The 15,378-nt window shown below is 43.6% G+C and carries 24 protein-coding genes; all 24 read left to right on the forward strand.

Features of this window, described 5'->3' with window-relative positions; all coding sequences use genetic code 11:
- Positions 1-2,017: Ig-like domain-containing protein (locus V6M43_RS08750; protein WP_332734387.1), on the forward strand; the 2,017-nt coding region annotated here is incomplete at its 5' end.
- Positions 2,018-2,125: 108 nt separating this feature from the next.
- Positions 2,126-4,300 carry a S9 family peptidase gene (locus V6M43_RS08755; RefSeq protein ID WP_332734389.1) on the forward strand — a complete coding sequence of 725 codons (2,175 nt, stop codon included), beginning with the start codon at positions 2,126-2,128 and terminating at the stop codon, positions 4,298-4,300.
- Positions 4,301-4,307: 7 nt separating this feature from the next.
- A complete protein-coding gene (locus V6M43_RS08760) occupies positions 4,308-4,877 on the forward strand; it encodes a DUF4126 domain-containing protein (protein WP_332734391.1) in 570 nt (189 codons plus the stop codon).
- 126 nt (positions 4,878-5,003) lie between these two features.
- On the forward strand, positions 5,004-5,309 hold the full coding sequence (rpsJ, locus tag V6M43_RS08765) for a 30S ribosomal protein S10 (RefSeq protein WP_018610945.1): 306 nt from the start codon (positions 5,004-5,006) through the stop codon (positions 5,307-5,309).
- A gap of 381 nt (positions 5,310-5,690) precedes the next feature.
- Positions 5,691-6,308 (forward strand): 50S ribosomal protein L3, encoded by a 618-nt coding sequence (gene rplC, locus V6M43_RS08770; RefSeq protein WP_039132474.1) that lies wholly within the window; start codon positions 5,691-5,693, stop codon positions 6,306-6,308.
- A gap of 20 nt (positions 6,309-6,328) precedes the next feature.
- On the forward strand, positions 6,329-6,967 hold the full coding sequence (gene rplD, locus V6M43_RS08775) for a 50S ribosomal protein L4 (protein WP_332734399.1): 639 nt from the start codon (positions 6,329-6,331) through the stop codon (positions 6,965-6,967).
- Between the two features lie 25 nt (positions 6,968-6,992).
- The gene (gene rplW, locus V6M43_RS08780; protein ID WP_039132471.1) at positions 6,993-7,292 is read left to right on the forward strand and encodes a 50S ribosomal protein L23; all 300 of its coding nucleotides are present in this window, start codon (positions 6,993-6,995) and stop codon (positions 7,290-7,292) included.
- Positions 7,293-7,350: 58 nt separating this feature from the next.
- Positions 7,351-8,187: a 50S ribosomal protein L2 gene (gene rplB / locus V6M43_RS08785; RefSeq protein ID WP_332734402.1), complete on the forward strand. Its 837-nt coding sequence runs from the start codon at positions 7,351-7,353 to the stop codon at positions 8,185-8,187.
- A 34-nt stretch (positions 8,188-8,221) separates the two neighbouring features.
- Positions 8,222-8,491 (forward strand): 30S ribosomal protein S19, encoded by a 270-nt coding sequence (gene rpsS, locus V6M43_RS08790; RefSeq protein ID WP_039132467.1) that lies wholly within the window; start codon positions 8,222-8,224, stop codon positions 8,489-8,491.
- Between the two features lie 43 nt (positions 8,492-8,534).
- Positions 8,535-8,870, forward strand: coding sequence for a 50S ribosomal protein L22 (gene rplV / locus V6M43_RS08795; protein ID WP_052324094.1), 336 nt, complete (start codon positions 8,535-8,537; stop codon positions 8,868-8,870).
- A 31-nt stretch (positions 8,871-8,901) separates the two neighbouring features.
- Positions 8,902-9,705 (forward strand): 30S ribosomal protein S3, encoded by an 804-nt coding sequence (gene rpsC / locus V6M43_RS08800; RefSeq protein ID WP_332734405.1) that lies wholly within the window; start codon positions 8,902-8,904, stop codon positions 9,703-9,705.
- Between the two features lie 99 nt (positions 9,706-9,804).
- Positions 9,805-10,224, forward strand: a complete 420-nt coding sequence (gene rplP, locus V6M43_RS08805) for a 50S ribosomal protein L16 (RefSeq protein WP_039132462.1) — start codon at positions 9,805-9,807, stop codon at positions 10,222-10,224.
- A gap of 29 nt (positions 10,225-10,253) precedes the next feature.
- On the forward strand, positions 10,254-10,463 hold the full coding sequence (gene rpmC / locus V6M43_RS08810) for a 50S ribosomal protein L29 (RefSeq protein WP_039132461.1): 210 nt from the start codon (positions 10,254-10,256) through the stop codon (positions 10,461-10,463).
- A 50-nt stretch (positions 10,464-10,513) separates the two neighbouring features.
- Positions 10,514-10,771 carry a 30S ribosomal protein S17 gene (gene rpsQ / locus V6M43_RS08815; RefSeq protein WP_039132459.1) on the forward strand — a complete coding sequence of 86 codons (258 nt, stop codon included), beginning with the start codon at positions 10,514-10,516 and terminating at the stop codon, positions 10,769-10,771.
- Between the two features lie 40 nt (positions 10,772-10,811).
- Positions 10,812-11,180: a 50S ribosomal protein L14 gene (gene rplN, locus V6M43_RS08820; RefSeq protein ID WP_039132458.1), complete on the forward strand. Its 369-nt coding sequence runs from the start codon at positions 10,812-10,814 to the stop codon at positions 11,178-11,180.
- 71 nt (positions 11,181-11,251) lie between these two features.
- Positions 11,252-11,590, forward strand: a complete 339-nt coding sequence (gene rplX, locus V6M43_RS08825) for a 50S ribosomal protein L24 (RefSeq protein ID WP_039132456.1) — start codon at positions 11,252-11,254, stop codon at positions 11,588-11,590.
- Positions 11,590-12,171 (forward strand): 50S ribosomal protein L5, encoded by a 582-nt coding sequence (rplE, locus tag V6M43_RS08830; protein WP_332734410.1) that lies wholly within the window; start codon positions 11,590-11,592, stop codon positions 12,169-12,171. The genes rplX and rplE overlap by 1 nt, the downstream gene beginning before the upstream one ends.
- Positions 12,172-12,184: 13 nt before the next feature.
- Positions 12,185-12,454, forward strand: a complete 270-nt coding sequence (gene rpsN, locus V6M43_RS08835) for a 30S ribosomal protein S14 (protein ID WP_332734412.1) — start codon at positions 12,185-12,187, stop codon at positions 12,452-12,454.
- Between the two features lie 94 nt (positions 12,455-12,548).
- Positions 12,549-12,947, forward strand: a complete 399-nt coding sequence (gene rpsH, locus V6M43_RS08840) for a 30S ribosomal protein S8 (RefSeq protein ID WP_332734414.1) — start codon at positions 12,549-12,551, stop codon at positions 12,945-12,947.
- A 121-nt stretch (positions 12,948-13,068) separates the two neighbouring features.
- A complete protein-coding gene (rplF, locus tag V6M43_RS08845; RefSeq protein ID WP_332734416.1) occupies positions 13,069-13,623 on the forward strand; it encodes a 50S ribosomal protein L6 in 555 nt (184 codons plus the stop codon).
- 51 nt (positions 13,624-13,674) lie between these two features.
- Entirely contained in the window at positions 13,675-14,028 is a 354-nt protein-coding gene (gene rplR, locus V6M43_RS08850; RefSeq protein WP_332734418.1) for a 50S ribosomal protein L18, read from the forward strand.
- A gap of 47 nt (positions 14,029-14,075) precedes the next feature.
- A complete protein-coding gene (gene rpsE / locus V6M43_RS08855) occupies positions 14,076-14,594 on the forward strand; it encodes a 30S ribosomal protein S5 (protein WP_332734420.1) in 519 nt (172 codons plus the stop codon).
- A 39-nt stretch (positions 14,595-14,633) separates the two neighbouring features.
- Complete coding sequence (rpmD, locus tag V6M43_RS08860) at positions 14,634-14,816, forward strand: 50S ribosomal protein L30 (protein WP_039132442.1); 183 nt, start codon at positions 14,634-14,636, stop codon at positions 14,814-14,816.
- 53 nt (positions 14,817-14,869) lie between these two features.
- Positions 14,870-15,319 (forward strand): 50S ribosomal protein L15, encoded by a 450-nt coding sequence (gene rplO, locus V6M43_RS08865; protein WP_332734423.1) that lies wholly within the window; start codon positions 14,870-14,872, stop codon positions 15,317-15,319.
- Positions 15,320-15,378: the final 59 nt, after the last annotated feature.

Here is a 15,378-nt window from a genome sequence, read left to right on the forward strand (position 1 = left end):
TGATAATTGTGGTGCTGGTGAAGTTACCCTTACAGCCAGTGGTTGTAACGGTGGTACACTTAACTGGTATGATGCTGCTGAAGGTGGCAACCTGGTATATACTGGTGACAGTTATACTGTTGCACTGACAGAGACTACCAGCTTCTGGGTATCCTGTACCTCTGCCGATGATTGCGTTAGTCCAAGGGCAATGGTAACCGGAACGATCTATACAGCTCCTATTTGTTCAATTGAAGGAGAAGATCTGACATGTAGCAATGCATCAACAAGCTTCACAGCTTCAGGTGGTGTATCGTACAGCTGGACTGGTCCTGAAGGATTTGAACCAACTACTGGTGCAACAATCAGTGGTTTGACAATTCCAGGTGAGTACACAGTTGTTGTTACAGATGCAAATGGTTGTACAAGTACTTGTAGCAAAACCTTGAATGTAGGTGGTGAACTTATCCTTACCTATAAGAAATGTGATGTAACATGTAATGGTGGAAAGAATGGTTGGATTAATCTGACCGTTGAAGGTGGTTCAGGAACTTACACTTATTTGTGGAGTAATGGTGCAACAACTGAAGATATCAATGGCGTAGCTGCTGGTGTTTATTCAGTAGAAGTAACAGACTCAAGAAGTGGATGTAAAGGAACCACAACAGTGGTTATCACACAACCAGCTGAGATCGTTTGTAATTTCAGTCCATCTTCTAATATCAATGTTTATGCAGGTGGAACAACAAAAGTTAGCGTGAACCCAACTGGTGGCACTGGTCCATATACCTACTGGTGGTGGATTGCAAGTGGTTCTGGTTCAATTGTTGGCGGACAAGGTACCAATGAAGTATCTGTTAAAGCTGGCAGCACTGTAGGAACAATTGTGCTGAAAGTAAGTGTTACTGATAGCAAAGGTTGTTGTAAGGTTTGTGAAATCAGCATTAAGGTGAACGCTTGTGTTTGTCCTTCTAAGCCGGTAGTACATTGTTCTTACACCCAGGGCTTCTATGGCAGCAAGAATGGTAAAGCCTGTACCCCACAGGGTAATAAGGTTAATGCCGTTGAGCTGATCACACAGAGCATTAATAATATGCCTGGTCAGATCCTGTTCCTCGGATCTAATACTAAGAACTTCTCTGTTCCGGTTCGTCATGCTGCATTGCTGAACAGCATAATGCCTGGTGGTGGACCAGCAGCGGTTCTTGGAAGTAACTATTCCGTTTACACAGTGCCTAAGAAGAATGGCAGGATCGATAATATCCTCCTGTCTCAAACAGTGGCACTAACCCTGAATATCTTCATGACACCTGATAGGAAATTGGGTCAGTTCATGCTGCAGGGTGGTAAATATCTTGTAACGCAAGCCAAGGATCCATACTCTGATTGTGGTGCACCAAAGCCACAGAATTGTATGGTCAACGGAATGGCAACAAACAGTATTCAAAGCTGGTATATGCCTGCAAACGTTGTGAATTCGCTATCGTACAAATCAGTGTATGAATTGTACAGGTTAGCAAGCAGAACTTTGGGAGGTACACCATTGCCAGCCGGCGTTTCTTTGGGAGATCTTGTTAAAGCGATAAGTGCGATCAACGAAGCATTTGATGAGTGCCGCTTCTTCCTGAGGTGGTCTAACACTGCAGTTAATTGCACAAACAATATCCTGACAGATGCTCCGATTGTAACTGCTCCTGCTAACATCTTCGGTCTTGACGGATCAATCAGCACAGTTGGTGCTACCGTTAGCCAGCCGGAAGTAAGTGCAGCTACTGTTAAAGCATATCCAAATCCATTCTCTGACCGCGTTCAGTTCCAGGTTAGGGCAGTGGAAGATGGTAAGGTTACACTTGAAGTATTCAACCTTACTGGTCAGCGTCTCGCTTCTGTATTTGATGGCATAATGCGTAAAGGAGAGGTTCAGAACCTTATCTATACGCCAAGGCAAAACGTTACAGATGGCGTATTGTACAGAATTACTTCGAATGGTAAAACGTTCACAGGTAAACTGATACATAACAGCAAGCCAGGAAATTAATACTTCCAATTCTTAACAACTTAAGGTTGCCGGATCATCCGGCAACCTTTTTTTATGTTTATTTCCTCTATTTATTCTTTTGTATATTGTCATTAAACTCTGTAGCTGATGAATAAATTCTTCCTGCTTATCTGTCTCGTTTTCCTGTCTGTTTCACTTAATGCGCAAACCGGATTTAAATGGTCGGATGATGGTAATGGTTATTACCGGATCGAGGAGGGAAACCTTGTATTATATCAATTACCAGGAATGAATAAGTCTGTTGTAATAGATAAAGTGAATCTTAAGGACGGCGATAAGAAATTGATAATACAATCCTACCAGTTTAGTAATGACAAAACGTCGATACTGATTTTTACAAATTCGGTTAAGGTGTGGCGTTATGAAACAAAGGGTGATTACTTTATCTATTCAATTGGGTCGAAACAATTACAAAAAATTGGCTCGCACTTTCCTCCATCATCATTAATGTTTGCTAAGTTTTCTCCTGATGGAAAGAAGGTTGGATATGTACATGCAAATAACATTTATGCCGAAGAAATAGCAACTCAAAAGGTTGAACAGCTCACCAGCGATGGAACAAGAAAGCTTATTAATGGCACATTTGACTGGGCATATGAAGAGGAGTTTTTTTGCAGAGATGGATTCCGATGGAGCCCTGACAGCCGCTCTATCGCTTTCTGGCAGATAGATGCCCGCGGTACTAAGGATTACCTGATGGTGAACAATACTGATTCAATCTATCCTACTGCAATTCCTGTAGAATATCCAGTAGCGGGTGAATCTCCTTCTCCATTTAAGATTGGTGTAGTTGAGTTACAAACGAAACAATTAAAGTGGATGAATATCCCATATGACCATTCAATGGGCTCTTATGCTCCGCGAATGGAATGGGTAAATGCAAATCAGCTTGTGGTTCAACACCTCGATCGCAAACAGCAGCAATCAACCTTGCTTCTGACTGATGTGAAAACAGGGGTTGCCAGCAACTTGTATAAAGAATATGACAGTGCATGGATAGATATCATGCCTTCCTGGGACCAGGATTATGCAAACGGGGGTTGGGATTGGCTCAATGGGGGCAGGGAGTTTCTTTGGGCAAGTGAAAAGGATGGATGGAGACATATTTACAGGATATCAATTATTGGGGGAAAGGAAACGCTCATAACCCGGGGAAACCTCGATGTGATGGATATTGTACGGGTTGACGAAAAAGGGAACTATCTGTATTTTATGGCATCGCCTGAGAATGCCACCCAACTCTATCTCTACCGTTCGAGGCTTGATGGTAAAGGAGTTGCGGAGAGAGTAACACCGAGAGATCAGCCAGGAACACATCGGTATGAAATTGCCCCCGGCGCTATTTATGCCAAACATTCATTTAGTAATCATTATATAAATCCTGCGGAAGAATGGATCACTTTAAAGGATCATAAGTCAATGGGGGTGGGAGAGTCGGTTGCCGCTAAGATCGCTGCAGCAGGTTCTGGCGATAAGCGTATCGAGTTTGTAAAGATCCGCACTTCTGAAGGCGTTGAAATGGATGCCTGGGTGGCTAAGCCCTCAAACTTCGATCCTTCCAGAAAGTATCCTGTAGTTTTTTATGTATATACCGAACCATGGGGACAAACTGTAAAAGATGAATATGGTGCAGGTAGAAATTTCCTTTATAATGGGGATATGGCAGCTGATGGGTATATATATGTATCAGTTGATAACAGGGGCACTCCTGTGCCAAAAGGGAGGGCCTGGCGGAAGATCGCTTACAGAAAGATCGGGCAGGTCAATATTAGTGATCAGGCCATGGCTGCAAGGGAAATCCTGAAATGGCCTAATATCGATAGTTCGCGGGTGGCAGTTTGGGGATGGAGTGGCGGAGGTTCTGCTACGCTTAATCTGATGTTCCAGTATCCGGAAATTTACAAAACAGGCATATCAATTGCTGCAGTGGGCAACCAGCTGACATATGATAATATTTACCAGGAAAGATATATGGGCCTTCCACAGGAGAACAGGCAGGATTTTGTGATGGGTTCTCCCATTACGCATGCAAAAAACCTTCGCGGGAATCTTTTATATATACATGGAACAGGAGATGATAATGTGCATTACAATAATGCCGAAATGCTTTTTAATGAACTTATCAGGCATAATAAACAATTCCAGATGATGAGTTATCCCAACCGTACCCATAGTATATCTGAAGGGGAGGGAACTTATCTGCATCTTTCAACATTGTTTACCAATTTCCTCCGGCAGCACTGTGAGCCAGGGGGAAAATAACCGGCAAATGAGTACCTATATATATGCTATAAGTTTGGGTATTGCCCTGAGCGCTTGTTGTGGTTTCAGGGTCTTCCTTCCCTTGCTGGCAGCCTCACTCGGTGCATACTTCAAATGGATCCCACTCAATGAGGGAATGGATTGGATGGGCACTCTTCCGGCCATTATTAGCTTTGGTACAGCCGCATTGCTGGAAATCGGCGGCTACTACATATCATTTGTGGACAACCTGCTTGATACGATAGCTACCCCGCTGGCAGTAGTTGCAGGTACGGTTGTTGCAGCATCATTCCTGCCAATTGGTGAACTGGATCCTTTGTTGAAGTGGGGATTGGGGATTATTGCCGGGGGAGGCGCGGCTGGAACCATCCAGCTTGGAACAGGGTTGTTGCGTCTTTTCTCAACAAAAACCACGGCAGGCACGGCAAACCCGGTGCTGGCAACAGGAGAGAATCTGGCTGCTATTACCGGTTCGATAGCAAGTATCCTGATACCAATTGTGACTGCCCTTTTGCTGGTATTGCTTGTTTTTTATATCCTTTACAGATTGCTCGGGAAGGGTCTTCGCAGCAAATAGTAGAATGGTGACAGAATTATTTTAAGTTTTTGTGCCATAAAACCAGAAAATCTTACAAAATTCTTTTGCAGGAAAGAAAACTACCGTTACCTTTGCACTCCCAATTAAAGTTTTGGGATAATAGGTATGTCACAGCGAATCAGAATAAAATTACAGTCTTACGATCACAGTCTGGTGGACAAATCAGCTGAAAAGATCGTGAAAACAGTTCGTAGTACAGGTGCCGTGGTAACGGGTCCTATTCCTTTACCAACGCATAAGAAAATCTTCACCGTATTGCGTTCTCCCCATGTGAATAAGAAAGCCCGTGAGCAGTTCCAGCTTTGTACGCATAAGCGTTTGCTGGACATCTACACTTCTTCTTCCAGGACTGTAGATGCACTGAGCAAGCTCGATCTCCCTTCCGGTGTGGAAGTGGAAATTAAGGCATAACAGGTCTGGGTTTAAACCGGATCGCTGAAAAGCAAAATTAGTTCTTATAAATAACTGCCCTATCTCTCAATCCTGTCATAAGCGGGAGAAAAGAGCGCTGGGGTTGGGTGAAAAGGCAAATCCAAAGGAAATCCTTTATCATCCATTAATTAGTAAAAGTAAATATGAACAAGCCGTTCAGGGTTTGTTTACTATTGGTACTTCCATTGACAGCCGAAGCTTTAGCATAGGCTGTCAGCAACCACCCGACTTCGCTAAAGCTTCGGCGGGTACAAAAGGAAAAGGTCAATAGCAAACGGGGATTGAAGTCCATCCTTCAGTTACGCATCGTCGTAAACAGTTGGATTGTCCTTTTAACCATGCGGCACAAATGGTAATTAAATGAAAGGAATTATTGGAAAAAAGATTGGGATGACCAGCATCTTCAGTCCCGATGGTAAGCAAACAGCTTGTACCATCATTGAAGCTGGTCCATGTGTAGTTACCCAGGTAAAGACAAAAGAATCTGACGGGTACAATGCACTTCAGCTTGCGTTCGGCGATAAGAAAGAAAAGCATGCAACCAAAGCCGAGGCAAATCACTTCTCAAAGGCACAAACCGCTGCCAAACGTTTCGTAAAAGAATTTCGCGATTTCTCAATAGAAAAAGCACTGGGTGAAACCATTACTGCTGAAATCTTCGCTGAAGGCGATCAGGTTGAAGTAGTAGGAAATACCAAGGGTAAAGGTTTCCAGGGTGTTGTTAAGCGTCATGGCTTCCATGGTGTGGGTGAGGCTTCTCACGGTCAGCATGATCGTCAGCGTGCCCCGGGTTCATTGGGTAACTCTTCAGATGCATCTCGCGTTATGAAGGGTATGCGCATGGCCGGCCGTATGGGTAATGAGCGTGTGAAAATGAAAGGTCTTAAAGTCCTGAAAATATTCCCCGACAAGAATTATATCCTGGTTAGTGGTTCAGTTCCTGGCCACAACGGTTCTATCGTTTTTATCCAGAAGTAAACCATTTAATCTGAAGTACGATGCAAGTAGATGTATTAAATATACAAGGACAGAAGACCGGCAGAACAATTGAGCTGCCGGAAGAGATCTTCGGTATTGAACCGAATGACCATGTGCTCTATCTTTCTGTAAAACAATTCCTGGCTGCACAGCGCCAGGGTACACATAAAGTGAAGACCCGTATGGAAGTTAAGGGTGCTAGCCGTAAGCTTCACCGCCAAAAGGGTACAGGTGGTTCACGTAAGGGTAACCTGCGTAACCCGCTCTATAAAGGTGGTGGTAGCATTTTTGGACCTATGCCCCGTGATTATAGCTTCAAGCTGAACCGTAAGGTGAAGGATCTGGCCAAAATGTCAGCTCTTGCTTATAAGGCTAAGGAAAATGCAATTGTAGTTATCGAAGATATTACCCTCGATACTCCAAAAACCAAAACTTTCACTGGTGTATTGAAGGCCCTGAACATTGCTGATAAAAAAGCACTGTATATCCTTCCGGAGAATGGTGAGAACCTTTACCTGAGCCTTCGCAATATTCCATCTATCAATGGAACATTGCTGAGTGACATGAATACTTACGATATCGTTAATGCCCAGGTATTAGTGATGAGTGAAAGTGCCGCTAAGGTATTCACTGAAGCAGAAGTAGAAGAAACCGCATAATTATCATTTTAATAAATAGAAAGAAATGAAACTTTCTGAAGTTTTGATAAAGCCGATTTTAACTGAAAAGGCAAACGCCCAGCAGGAGACCCTGCGTCGCTTTGCATTCAAAGTTGCAAGGAAGGCTAATAAGCTGGAGATCAAAAAAGCAATAGAATCCTTTTATGGTGTTACTGTTGTTGACGTGAACACTTCAGTTATCCCTGGAAAAAATAAGACCCGTTTTACAAAAGCAGGTTTCATCCAGGGCCGCAAGCCTGCCTATAAGAAGGCATTGGTAACCGTTGCAGAAGGTGAAACCATTGACCTTTACGGAGCGGCATAATTAGCAAACAAATTATAGTATTGCGACGCTGAAAAGTTCGCAGAAAAAAGAAACGAAAATGGCATTAAGAAAGTACAAACCGATGACAGCCGGTACGCGTTGGAGAATTGGAAACGCGTATGCTGAGATCACATCTGATACTCCTGAAAAAAGTCTCCTTGAGAAGAAGACAGGAACTGGAGGACGTAACGCCCAGGGACGCAGGAGCATGCGCTACATTGGTGGCGGTCATGCACAGAAATATCGTATAATAGATTTCAAGCGTAATAAGAAGGATATACCTGCAAAGGTTGCTTCTATTGAATATGATCCAAACCGTTCAGCTTTCATCGCACTGCTTAATTATGTGGATGGAGAGAAGCGTTATATCATCGCTCCGCAGGGTTTACAGGTTGGTGCTGAAGTGATCAGTGGTGATACAGTTGCCCCTGAACTTGGAAACGCATTGATGTTTAAGAATATGCCTCTTGGTACTGTTGTTCACAATATTGAATTGCAGCCAGGGCAAGGTGGAAAGATTGCACGTAGTGCCGGTACTTCTGCACAGCTGAGCAACAAGGAAGAGAAATATGCGGTATTAAAAATGCCTTCAGGTGAGTTGAGGAAAGTATTGATCAATTGTTATGCAACAGTTGGAGTTGCTTCAAACAGTGATCATAGTCTTCAAAGCATGGGTAAGGCTGGTAGGAATCGTTGGAAAGGCATCAAGCCACGTACTCGTGGTGTTGCGATGAACCCGGTTGATCACCCGATGGGTGGTGGTGAAGGAAGGGCTTCAGGAGGTCATCCAAGGAGCCGTACCGGTAAATATGCAAAAGGTCTTAAGACACGTAAGCATAAGGGTTCTGACAAACTGATCATTCAGCGTAAGAATGGTAAGAAGTTAGCCAATTAATCCACATTCAACAACTACAAGCTAAAATTTAGATATGGCTCGTTCAATTAAAAAAGGTCCTTACGTAGACGTAAAACTGGAACAGAAGGTACTGGGAATGACCGAAGGCAAATCCAAGAAAGGTGTTATCAAAACCTGGAGCCGTCGTTCAACTATTACTCCGGATTTCGTGGGTCACACTTTTGCTGTTCATAATGGTAACAAGTTTATCCCGGTTTATGTAACGGAGTTCATGGTAGGGCACAAGCTCGGTGAGTTTGCTCCCACGCGTAACTTCAAAGGACACTCAAGTAAGAAAATGTAATTCAATAACGATTCGGGTAGCCTGAATCAAGAATAGTATAAACATGGAAGCAGTAGCTAAACTTAAAAATTACCCCACATCACCCCGGAAAATGCGTTTGTTGGCTGACCTGGTGCGTGGAATGGAAGTAGAAAAGGCGCTGGCAGTACTGGAGCATAATGCCAAGCATCCGGCTGTTCCTTTGCGTAAGCTGGTGGTAAGTGCTATCAATAACTGGAAACAGTCTAACGAAGGTGGAGATGAATCTACACTGGTGGTTAAAACCATTTTTGTTGACGGTGCCCGGATGTTGAAGCGTATGCGCCCGGCACCACAAGGTCGTGGTTACAGGGTACGTAAGCGTAGCAATCACGTCACTGTAGTAGTAGATTCTAAATAATTCAATCGTATAAACTTAATATACCAAACAAATGGGTCAGAAAACAAATCCTATTGGTGCAAGGTTAGGAATCATCCGCGGTTGGGAAAGCAATTGGTTTGGCAGTAAGAAAGATTACTCCACGAAATTGATCGAGGATCATAAGATCCGTACTTACCTGATGGCGCGTATTAATAAAGGAGGTATCTCCAAGATAGTTATTGAGCGTACGCTCGGTAAACTGATCGTTACCATCCATACGTCCAAGCCTGGTATCATCATAGGAAAAGGTGGTGGTGAGGTTGATAGGATCAAGGAAGAGTTGAAGAAACTAACCGGCAAGGATGACGTTCAGATCAATATCCTCGAGATCCGTCGCCCTGAACTGGATGCGAACATCGTTGCTGATACCATCGCTAAACAAATTGAGAACCGTATCAACTATAAGCGTGCTATCAAGATGGCGATTGCTTCTGCTCTCCGAATGGGTGCTGAAGGAATCAAGGTTAAGGTATCAGGCCGCCTTGGTGGAGCTGAGATTGCTCGTTCTGAAGAAATCAAGCAGGGTCGTACCCCGCTGCACACTCTAAGAATGGATATCGATTATGCCAACCTCTTTGCACAGACCGTGTATGGTAAAATAGGTATTAAAGTATGGATCTGTAAAGGTGAAGTACTTGCCAAGCGTGATCTCAATCCGAATTTCCTTGGTGGAAAGGAGGGCAGTATGGGAGACAGGAGGGAAAGCCGTGGTGATGACCGCAGAGATTTCCGTGGTGGTGGCGACCGCAATCGTGGCGGTGGTGGTGGTGACCGTAATCGGGGTGGTGGAGAGAGAAGAGATCGTAGAAACTAAACAGTTTGATGGTCAATGGTCAATGGTGAATGGAAGCCATGTGCCAGGCAACCATTTAACCATGATAACAAAATTGAACATTTTCAAATAGAATAAAAGATGTTACAACCTAAAAGAACGAAACACAGGAAGCAGCAGAAGATGCCTGTAAAAGGTAATGCAAAACGTGGTACCAGCCTGTCATTTGGTTCATTCGGTCTGAAGGCTTTGGAAACGGTATGGATGACCGATCGCCAGATTGAGAGTGCCCGCCAGGCGATGACCCGCTCCATGAAAAGAGAAGGTAATGTCTGGATCCGCATTTTCCCTGACAAGATTGTTACCAAGAAGCCTGCCGAAGTGAGGATGGGTAAAGGTAAAGGTAACCCGGATCATTGGGCTGCCGTGGTGAAGCCGGGAAGGATCCTTTTCGAATGTGATGGTGTTACAGAAGAAATTGCAAAAACAGCAATGGAACTGGCCGCACAAAAGCTTCCCATCAAAACCAAGTTTGTAGTTCGCCGTGAACTGCAGGCATAAGATTATATAAATTTTAAATCGTCCATACGATGTCAAAGAAAATCGATTTCGTTACAAGCCTGAAAGACATGAGTCTGGAAGACCTGAAGGCTCGTATCCAGGAAGATGAACTGCGCCTGAAGAAGCTGGAGTTTGCCCATGCAATAACGCCGCTGGAGAACCCAATGAGCATCCGTGATCTTCGCCGTGATTTAAGTCGCCTGAAAACGGAATTAACCAAAAAACTGGCTACTGCCTGATAGCAGCAACCAGGTGTACTCAACAAGCGAATAAGCTAAAACGAATAACAATGGCTGAAAGAAATTTGCGTAAAACAAGGATTGGTGTAGTAACCAGCAACAAAATGGAAAAGACCGTTACCGTTGCAGTTGAAAGAAAGGTGAAGCACCCTATCTACGGTAAGTTCGTGAAAAAGACCACCAAGTTCCATGCACACGACGAGAAGAACGAGTGCAGCATTGGTGATACTGTCCGTATCATGGAAACCCGCCCCCTCAGCAAAACTAAGCGCTGGAGGATGGTGGAAGTACTGGAGAAAGTGAAGTAATCCCTCTGTTTTACATTACTAATTGATAAACTAATTAAAGATGATTCAGCAAGAAAGCAGATTGAATGTAGCTGATAACAGTGGTGCCAAAGAGGTGCTGGTTATCCGGGTGCTGGGTAACAGCGGACAGGATTATGCCAGGATCGGCGATAAGATCGTGGTCACTGTTAAAGATGCTATACCTGCCGGCGGCATCAAGAAGGGTACCGTTACTAAAGCGGTTATCGTTCGCACCAAAAACAAATTGCGCCGTAAAGATGGTTCTTATATCCGTTTTGATGACAACGCTGTAGTGTTGTTGAACAACTCAGATGAGCCTCGCGGTACGCGTATTTTCGGACCAGTTGCCAGGGAACTGCGCGACAAGGGATATATGAAGATTATTTCTCTTGCTCCGGAAGTATTATAATCGTACCTTTGCGCCCCGATTAGGGAGCATGGGCTAGTAACAAAAGTGAAAAATAGATAAATAGAATCTACATGAGCACAAGATTCAAAGCGAAATATAACATTAAAAAGGGCGACACGGTAGTAATAATTGCCGGTGACGATAAGGATCTGAAGAAACCCCGCAAGGTTCTCGAAGTGATCCTCGACAAAGGTCGTGTATTGGTTGAGGGTGTAAACATCATCACCAAGCATACTAAACCTTCTGCCCAGAACACCAAAGGTGGCATCGTTAAGACCGAAGCACCAATCAACATCTCCAACATAATGCTGTGGGATGCTAAAGCCGGGGCTGCTACTAAGGTTAAGCGTTCCCGCGACAATGGTAAACTAGTTCGTGTCTCTAAAAAATCAGGGGAGGTAATTAAATAATGAGTACCGTTAAATATACTCCACGCCTGGCAGACAAGTACAAGAATGAAGTTGTACCTGCCTTAATGAAGAAGTTTGGTTATGGCACTGTTATGCAGGCCCCCAAGCTCACCAAGATCTGTCTTAACCGTGGTGTGAATGGCGCCGTGGCTGACAAGAAGCTGGTAGACATTGCAGTAGATGAGCTCTCTAACATTACTGGTCAGAAAGCAGTACCTACCATGTCAAAAAAGGATATCTCTAACTTCAAACTGCGTAAGCATATGCCCATAGGTGCACGTGTTACTCTCCGTGGTGTGAAGATGTATGAGTTCCTTGATCGACTGATTGCAGTATCACTGCCACGTGTACGTGACTTTAAAGGTATTAGCGAAAAGGCTTTCGATGGTCGTGGTAACTATACACTGGGCGTTACAGAACAGATCATATTCCCGGAGATCGATATTGACAAGGTCAATAAGATCACTGGTCTGGATATCACTTTTGTGACAACAGCTAATACAAATGAGGAAGCTTACGAATTACTCAGAGAATTGGGTATGCCGTTTAAAAATATTAGAAAAGGCGAAAGCCAACAGTAAAAAATAAAATAAGATGGCTAAAAAATCGATAGAAGCCAGGCAAAGGAAGAGAGAAGCCATGGTTGCCAAGTTTGCTGAGAAACGTGCTGCTTTAAAAGCTGCAGGTGATTACCAGGGTTTGGATCAACTTCCAAAAAATGCTTCTCCTGTTCGTCTGAAAAATCGTTGCCAGTTAACAGGACGTCCTAAAGGTTACATGCGTTACTTCGGTCTTTCGAGGATAATGTTTCGTGACATGGCCCTGGCTGGAAAGATTCCTGGCATAACAAAAGCAAGCTGGTAAACTCGCTAAGGCCAGTGAGGTTCCTTGTTTTTGTAGATATCAAATAGGATATCGCATTGTAAAACAATTATCAAACAACAACTTATTAATAACAATGGTTACTGATCCTATAGCAGATTTCCTGACCCGCATTCGTAATGCACAAATGGCTGGTCACCGTATTGTGGAGATTCCTGCTTCTAACCTGAAAAAGCGTATCACCGAGATCCTGTATGATAAAGGATATATCCTGAAGTACAAGTTTGAAGATGATAACAAACAAGGTGTAATTAAAATTGCACTTAAGTACGATCCTCTAACGAAGCTGCCAGCTATTAGTAGCTTGGAAAGGGTTAGTCGCCCCGGTCTTCGCCAGTACTCTAAACCTACAGAATTTGCCCGCGTTAAGAACGGTCTTGGTGTTGCCATCATTTCCACTTCAAAAGGGGTAATGACTGATAAGGAAGCCAAGACTCAGGGTGTAGGTGGTGAAGTACTTTGCTACATTCATTAAAAACATTGCGCACTTATTAGGTGCGCAATAATAATATTACTGGTTGATGATACATTAAGTCGTCCTATACCCGACTGACCGATCCAGCCAGAAACAACAAACACAAACAAAACTTATTTGTATGTCTCGTATAGGTAAAAAGCCGATCACCGTTCCTGAAGGAGTTACTGTAACTGTAGGGAAGGATAATGTGATAACAGTAAAAGGACCAAAGGGTGAATTGAAGCAAACAATTGATCGCGATATCATTGTTGAAGTGAAAGATGGTGAGATCCTTATCAATCGTCCAACCGACCAGATCCGCCACCGTGCAATGCATGGTTTGTATCGTTCTTTGCTGAGCAATATGGTAAAGGGTGTTACAGAAGGATTTAAGGCCCAGATGGAATTAGTGGGTGTGGGTTTTAAAGCTGCTAATACCGGAAATCTTCTTGACCTCTCTCTAGGTTATTCTCACAATATCTTATTTGAGATCCCTAGCGAACTTAAGGTTGCTACACTTACCGAAAAAGGACAGAATCCAAAGATCATCCTTGAAAGCATTGATAAGCAATTATTAGGTGCTGTTGCGGCTAAGATTCGCAGCATGCGTAAGCCTGAGCCGTACAAGGGTAAAGGTGTTCGTTTTGTTGGCGAAGTTGTACGTAAGAAAGCTGGTAAGTCGGCTGGTAAATAATAAATAGTTCTAATTTCTCCCGGCAGTATCGGGAACTTAAAATAGAAAAAAATGGAAACGAAAGTTATAAGGAGACAGAAGATCCAATACCGTATCCGCAAGAAGGTGAATGGATCAGCGCAGAAGCCGCGTCTGTCTGTGTTCCGCAGCAATGCTGACACTTATTGCCAACTGATTGATGATGCAAACGGAGTAACACTTGCTTCCGCATCCACACGCGATAAAGATATTCAGGCACAAAAGGTTACCAAAACGGAAAAAAGCAAATTGGTTGGTGAAGCGATTGCCCGTAAGGCAAGTGAGCTTGGATTGAAAGAGGTTGTGTTTGACCGTGGTGGTCGCCTGTATCATGGCCGTATAAAGGCTGTTGCTGACGGTGCCCGTGAAGGTGGTCTCAATTTCTAATTCATCACCTGTTATTATAATCTATTACAAATTAATTTCTGCAATAAATGGCACAAGTAATTTTAAACAAAGTTAAAGCTGGCGACCTTGAACTGAAGGAGAAAGTGGTTGCTATCAACCGGGTGGTGAAAACAACCAAGGGTGGTAGGGCTTTCAGCTTCTCAGCGCTCGTGGTTGTTGGTAATGAAGCAGGTGTGGTAGGTCATGGCCTGGGTAAAGCAAAGGAAGTGCAGGAAGCCATTACAAAAGGTATTGAAGATGCAAAGAAGAACCTGATAAAGGTTCCGGTAATGCATGGTACCATTCCCCACGATCAACTGGCAAAAGAAGGTGCAGCCAAAGTACTTATCAAACCAGCTGCGCACGGAACAGGTGTAATTGCCGGAGGCAGTATGCGTGCAGTTCTGGAAAGTGCTGGTATCACTGACGTACTTGCCAAGAGCCTGGGTTCTGCTAATCCTCATAATGTGGTGAAAGCAACTTTTAAGGCACTCGCTACTTTGCGTGAACCAATCCAGGTTGCGAAAACACGTACTGTTAGCCTGAAGAAAGTATTTAATGGTTAATCTGTTGACAGGAATTCTGTTGACTAGAAACATAGACTAATGAAAAAGATCAAGATCACACAAGTAAAGAGTGCTATCGACAGGCCTGAAAGCCAGAAGCAAACGTTGAAGGCGCTGGGTCTTAGAAAGATGAATGCTTCAAAAGAAGTTGAAGCAACTCCACAGATCCTCGGCATGGTTCGTAAAGTTGAACACCTGATCAAGGTGGAAGAACTTGCATAATTCATTTTAAAAAGCGAGGGGTGATTCCCCGTTAAGTAAAAAATCAGAAAACGATGAAACTTCACAATCTTAAGCCTGCAACAGGCGCAACGCACAGCGAAAAACGTATTGGTCGTGGTGAAGCCTCCGGTAAAGGTGGTACTTCTACAAAAGGAAATAAAGGTGGACAAAGCCGTGCGGGATATTCAAGCAAGAGAGCATTTGAAGGTGGTCAGATGCCAATCCAACGCCGGGTTCCAAAGCGTGGTTTTAATAATATCAACAGGGTTGAGTATAAAGTTTTCAACCTTGGTCAGATCGATCAGCTTGCAGAAAAATACAGCATTACAGAATTCAGTCTCGAAACATTGTATATCAATGGCCTGATCGGGCATACAGATAATGTGAAAATACTTGGTACTGGTGAGCTTAAATCTAAACTGACTTTCAAAGTAAATGCAGTTAGCGAGAAAGCAAAAACAGCTATCGAAGCAGCAGGCGGATCCGTTGAAATTGTAAAGTAATTTTCTTTATCTTGCGCGGACGCATTTATAAATGCGTCCTTTTTATTTGAGGCTCATTT

This window comes from Flavihumibacter sp. (assembly GCF_036676075.1).
In the GTDB taxonomy this organism is placed as follows: domain Bacteria; phylum Bacteroidota; class Bacteroidia; order Chitinophagales; family Chitinophagaceae; genus Flavihumibacter.

Bases quoted from the DNA above. Each gene is read 5' to 3' on its own strand.
- rplF (WP_332734416.1), top strand. From the start codon at position 13,069: ATGTCTCGTATAGGTAAAAAGCCGATCACCGTTCCTGAAGGAGTTACT.
- V6M43_RS08755 (WP_332734389.1), top strand. From the start codon at position 2,126: ATGAATAAATTCTTCCTGCTTATCTGTCTCGTTTTCCTGTCTGTTTCA.
- rplD (WP_332734399.1), top strand. From the start codon at position 6,329: ATGCAAGTAGATGTATTAAATATACAAGGACAGAAGACCGGCAGAACA.
- rplW (WP_039132471.1), top strand. From the start codon at position 6,993: ATGAAACTTTCTGAAGTTTTGATAAAGCCGATTTTAACTGAAAAGGCA.
- rpsE (WP_332734420.1), top strand. From the start codon at position 14,076: ATGGCACAAGTAATTTTAAACAAAGTTAAAGCTGGCGACCTTGAACTG.
- rplC (WP_039132474.1), top strand. From the start codon at position 5,691: ATGAAAGGAATTATTGGAAAAAAGATTGGGATGACCAGCATCTTCAGT.
- rplO (WP_332734423.1), top strand. From the start codon at position 14,870: ATGAAACTTCACAATCTTAAGCCTGCAACAGGCGCAACGCACAGCGAA.
- rpsH (WP_332734414.1), top strand. From the start codon at position 12,549: ATGGTTACTGATCCTATAGCAGATTTCCTGACCCGCATTCGTAATGCA.
- rpsQ (WP_039132459.1), top strand. From the start codon at position 10,514: ATGGCTGAAAGAAATTTGCGTAAAACAAGGATTGGTGTAGTAACCAGC.
- rpsJ (WP_018610945.1), top strand. From the start codon at position 5,004: ATGTCACAGCGAATCAGAATAAAATTACAGTCTTACGATCACAGTCTG.
- rplX (WP_039132456.1), top strand. From the start codon at position 11,252: ATGAGCACAAGATTCAAAGCGAAATATAACATTAAAAAGGGCGACACG.
- rpmC (WP_039132461.1), top strand. From the start codon at position 10,254: ATGTCAAAGAAAATCGATTTCGTTACAAGCCTGAAAGACATGAGTCTG.
- rplP (WP_039132462.1), top strand. From the start codon at position 9,805: ATGTTACAACCTAAAAGAACGAAACACAGGAAGCAGCAGAAGATGCCT.
- rplV (WP_052324094.1), top strand. From the start codon at position 8,535: ATGGAAGCAGTAGCTAAACTTAAAAATTACCCCACATCACCCCGGAAA.
- rpsC (WP_332734405.1), top strand. From the start codon at position 8,902: ATGGGTCAGAAAACAAATCCTATTGGTGCAAGGTTAGGAATCATCCGC.
- rplB (WP_332734402.1), top strand. From the start codon at position 7,351: ATGGCATTAAGAAAGTACAAACCGATGACAGCCGGTACGCGTTGGAGA.
- rplN (WP_039132458.1), top strand. From the start codon at position 10,812: ATGATTCAGCAAGAAAGCAGATTGAATGTAGCTGATAACAGTGGTGCC.
- rplR (WP_332734418.1), top strand. From the start codon at position 13,675: ATGGAAACGAAAGTTATAAGGAGACAGAAGATCCAATACCGTATCCGC.
- V6M43_RS08760 (WP_332734391.1), top strand. From the start codon at position 4,308: ATGAGTACCTATATATATGCTATAAGTTTGGGTATTGCCCTGAGCGCT.
- rpmD (WP_039132442.1), top strand. From the start codon at position 14,634: ATGAAAAAGATCAAGATCACACAAGTAAAGAGTGCTATCGACAGGCCT.
- rpsS (WP_039132467.1), top strand. From the start codon at position 8,222: ATGGCTCGTTCAATTAAAAAAGGTCCTTACGTAGACGTAAAACTGGAA.
- rpsN (WP_332734412.1), top strand. From the start codon at position 12,185: ATGGCTAAAAAATCGATAGAAGCCAGGCAAAGGAAGAGAGAAGCCATG.
- rplE (WP_332734410.1), top strand. From the start codon at position 11,590: ATGAGTACCGTTAAATATACTCCACGCCTGGCAGACAAGTACAAGAAT.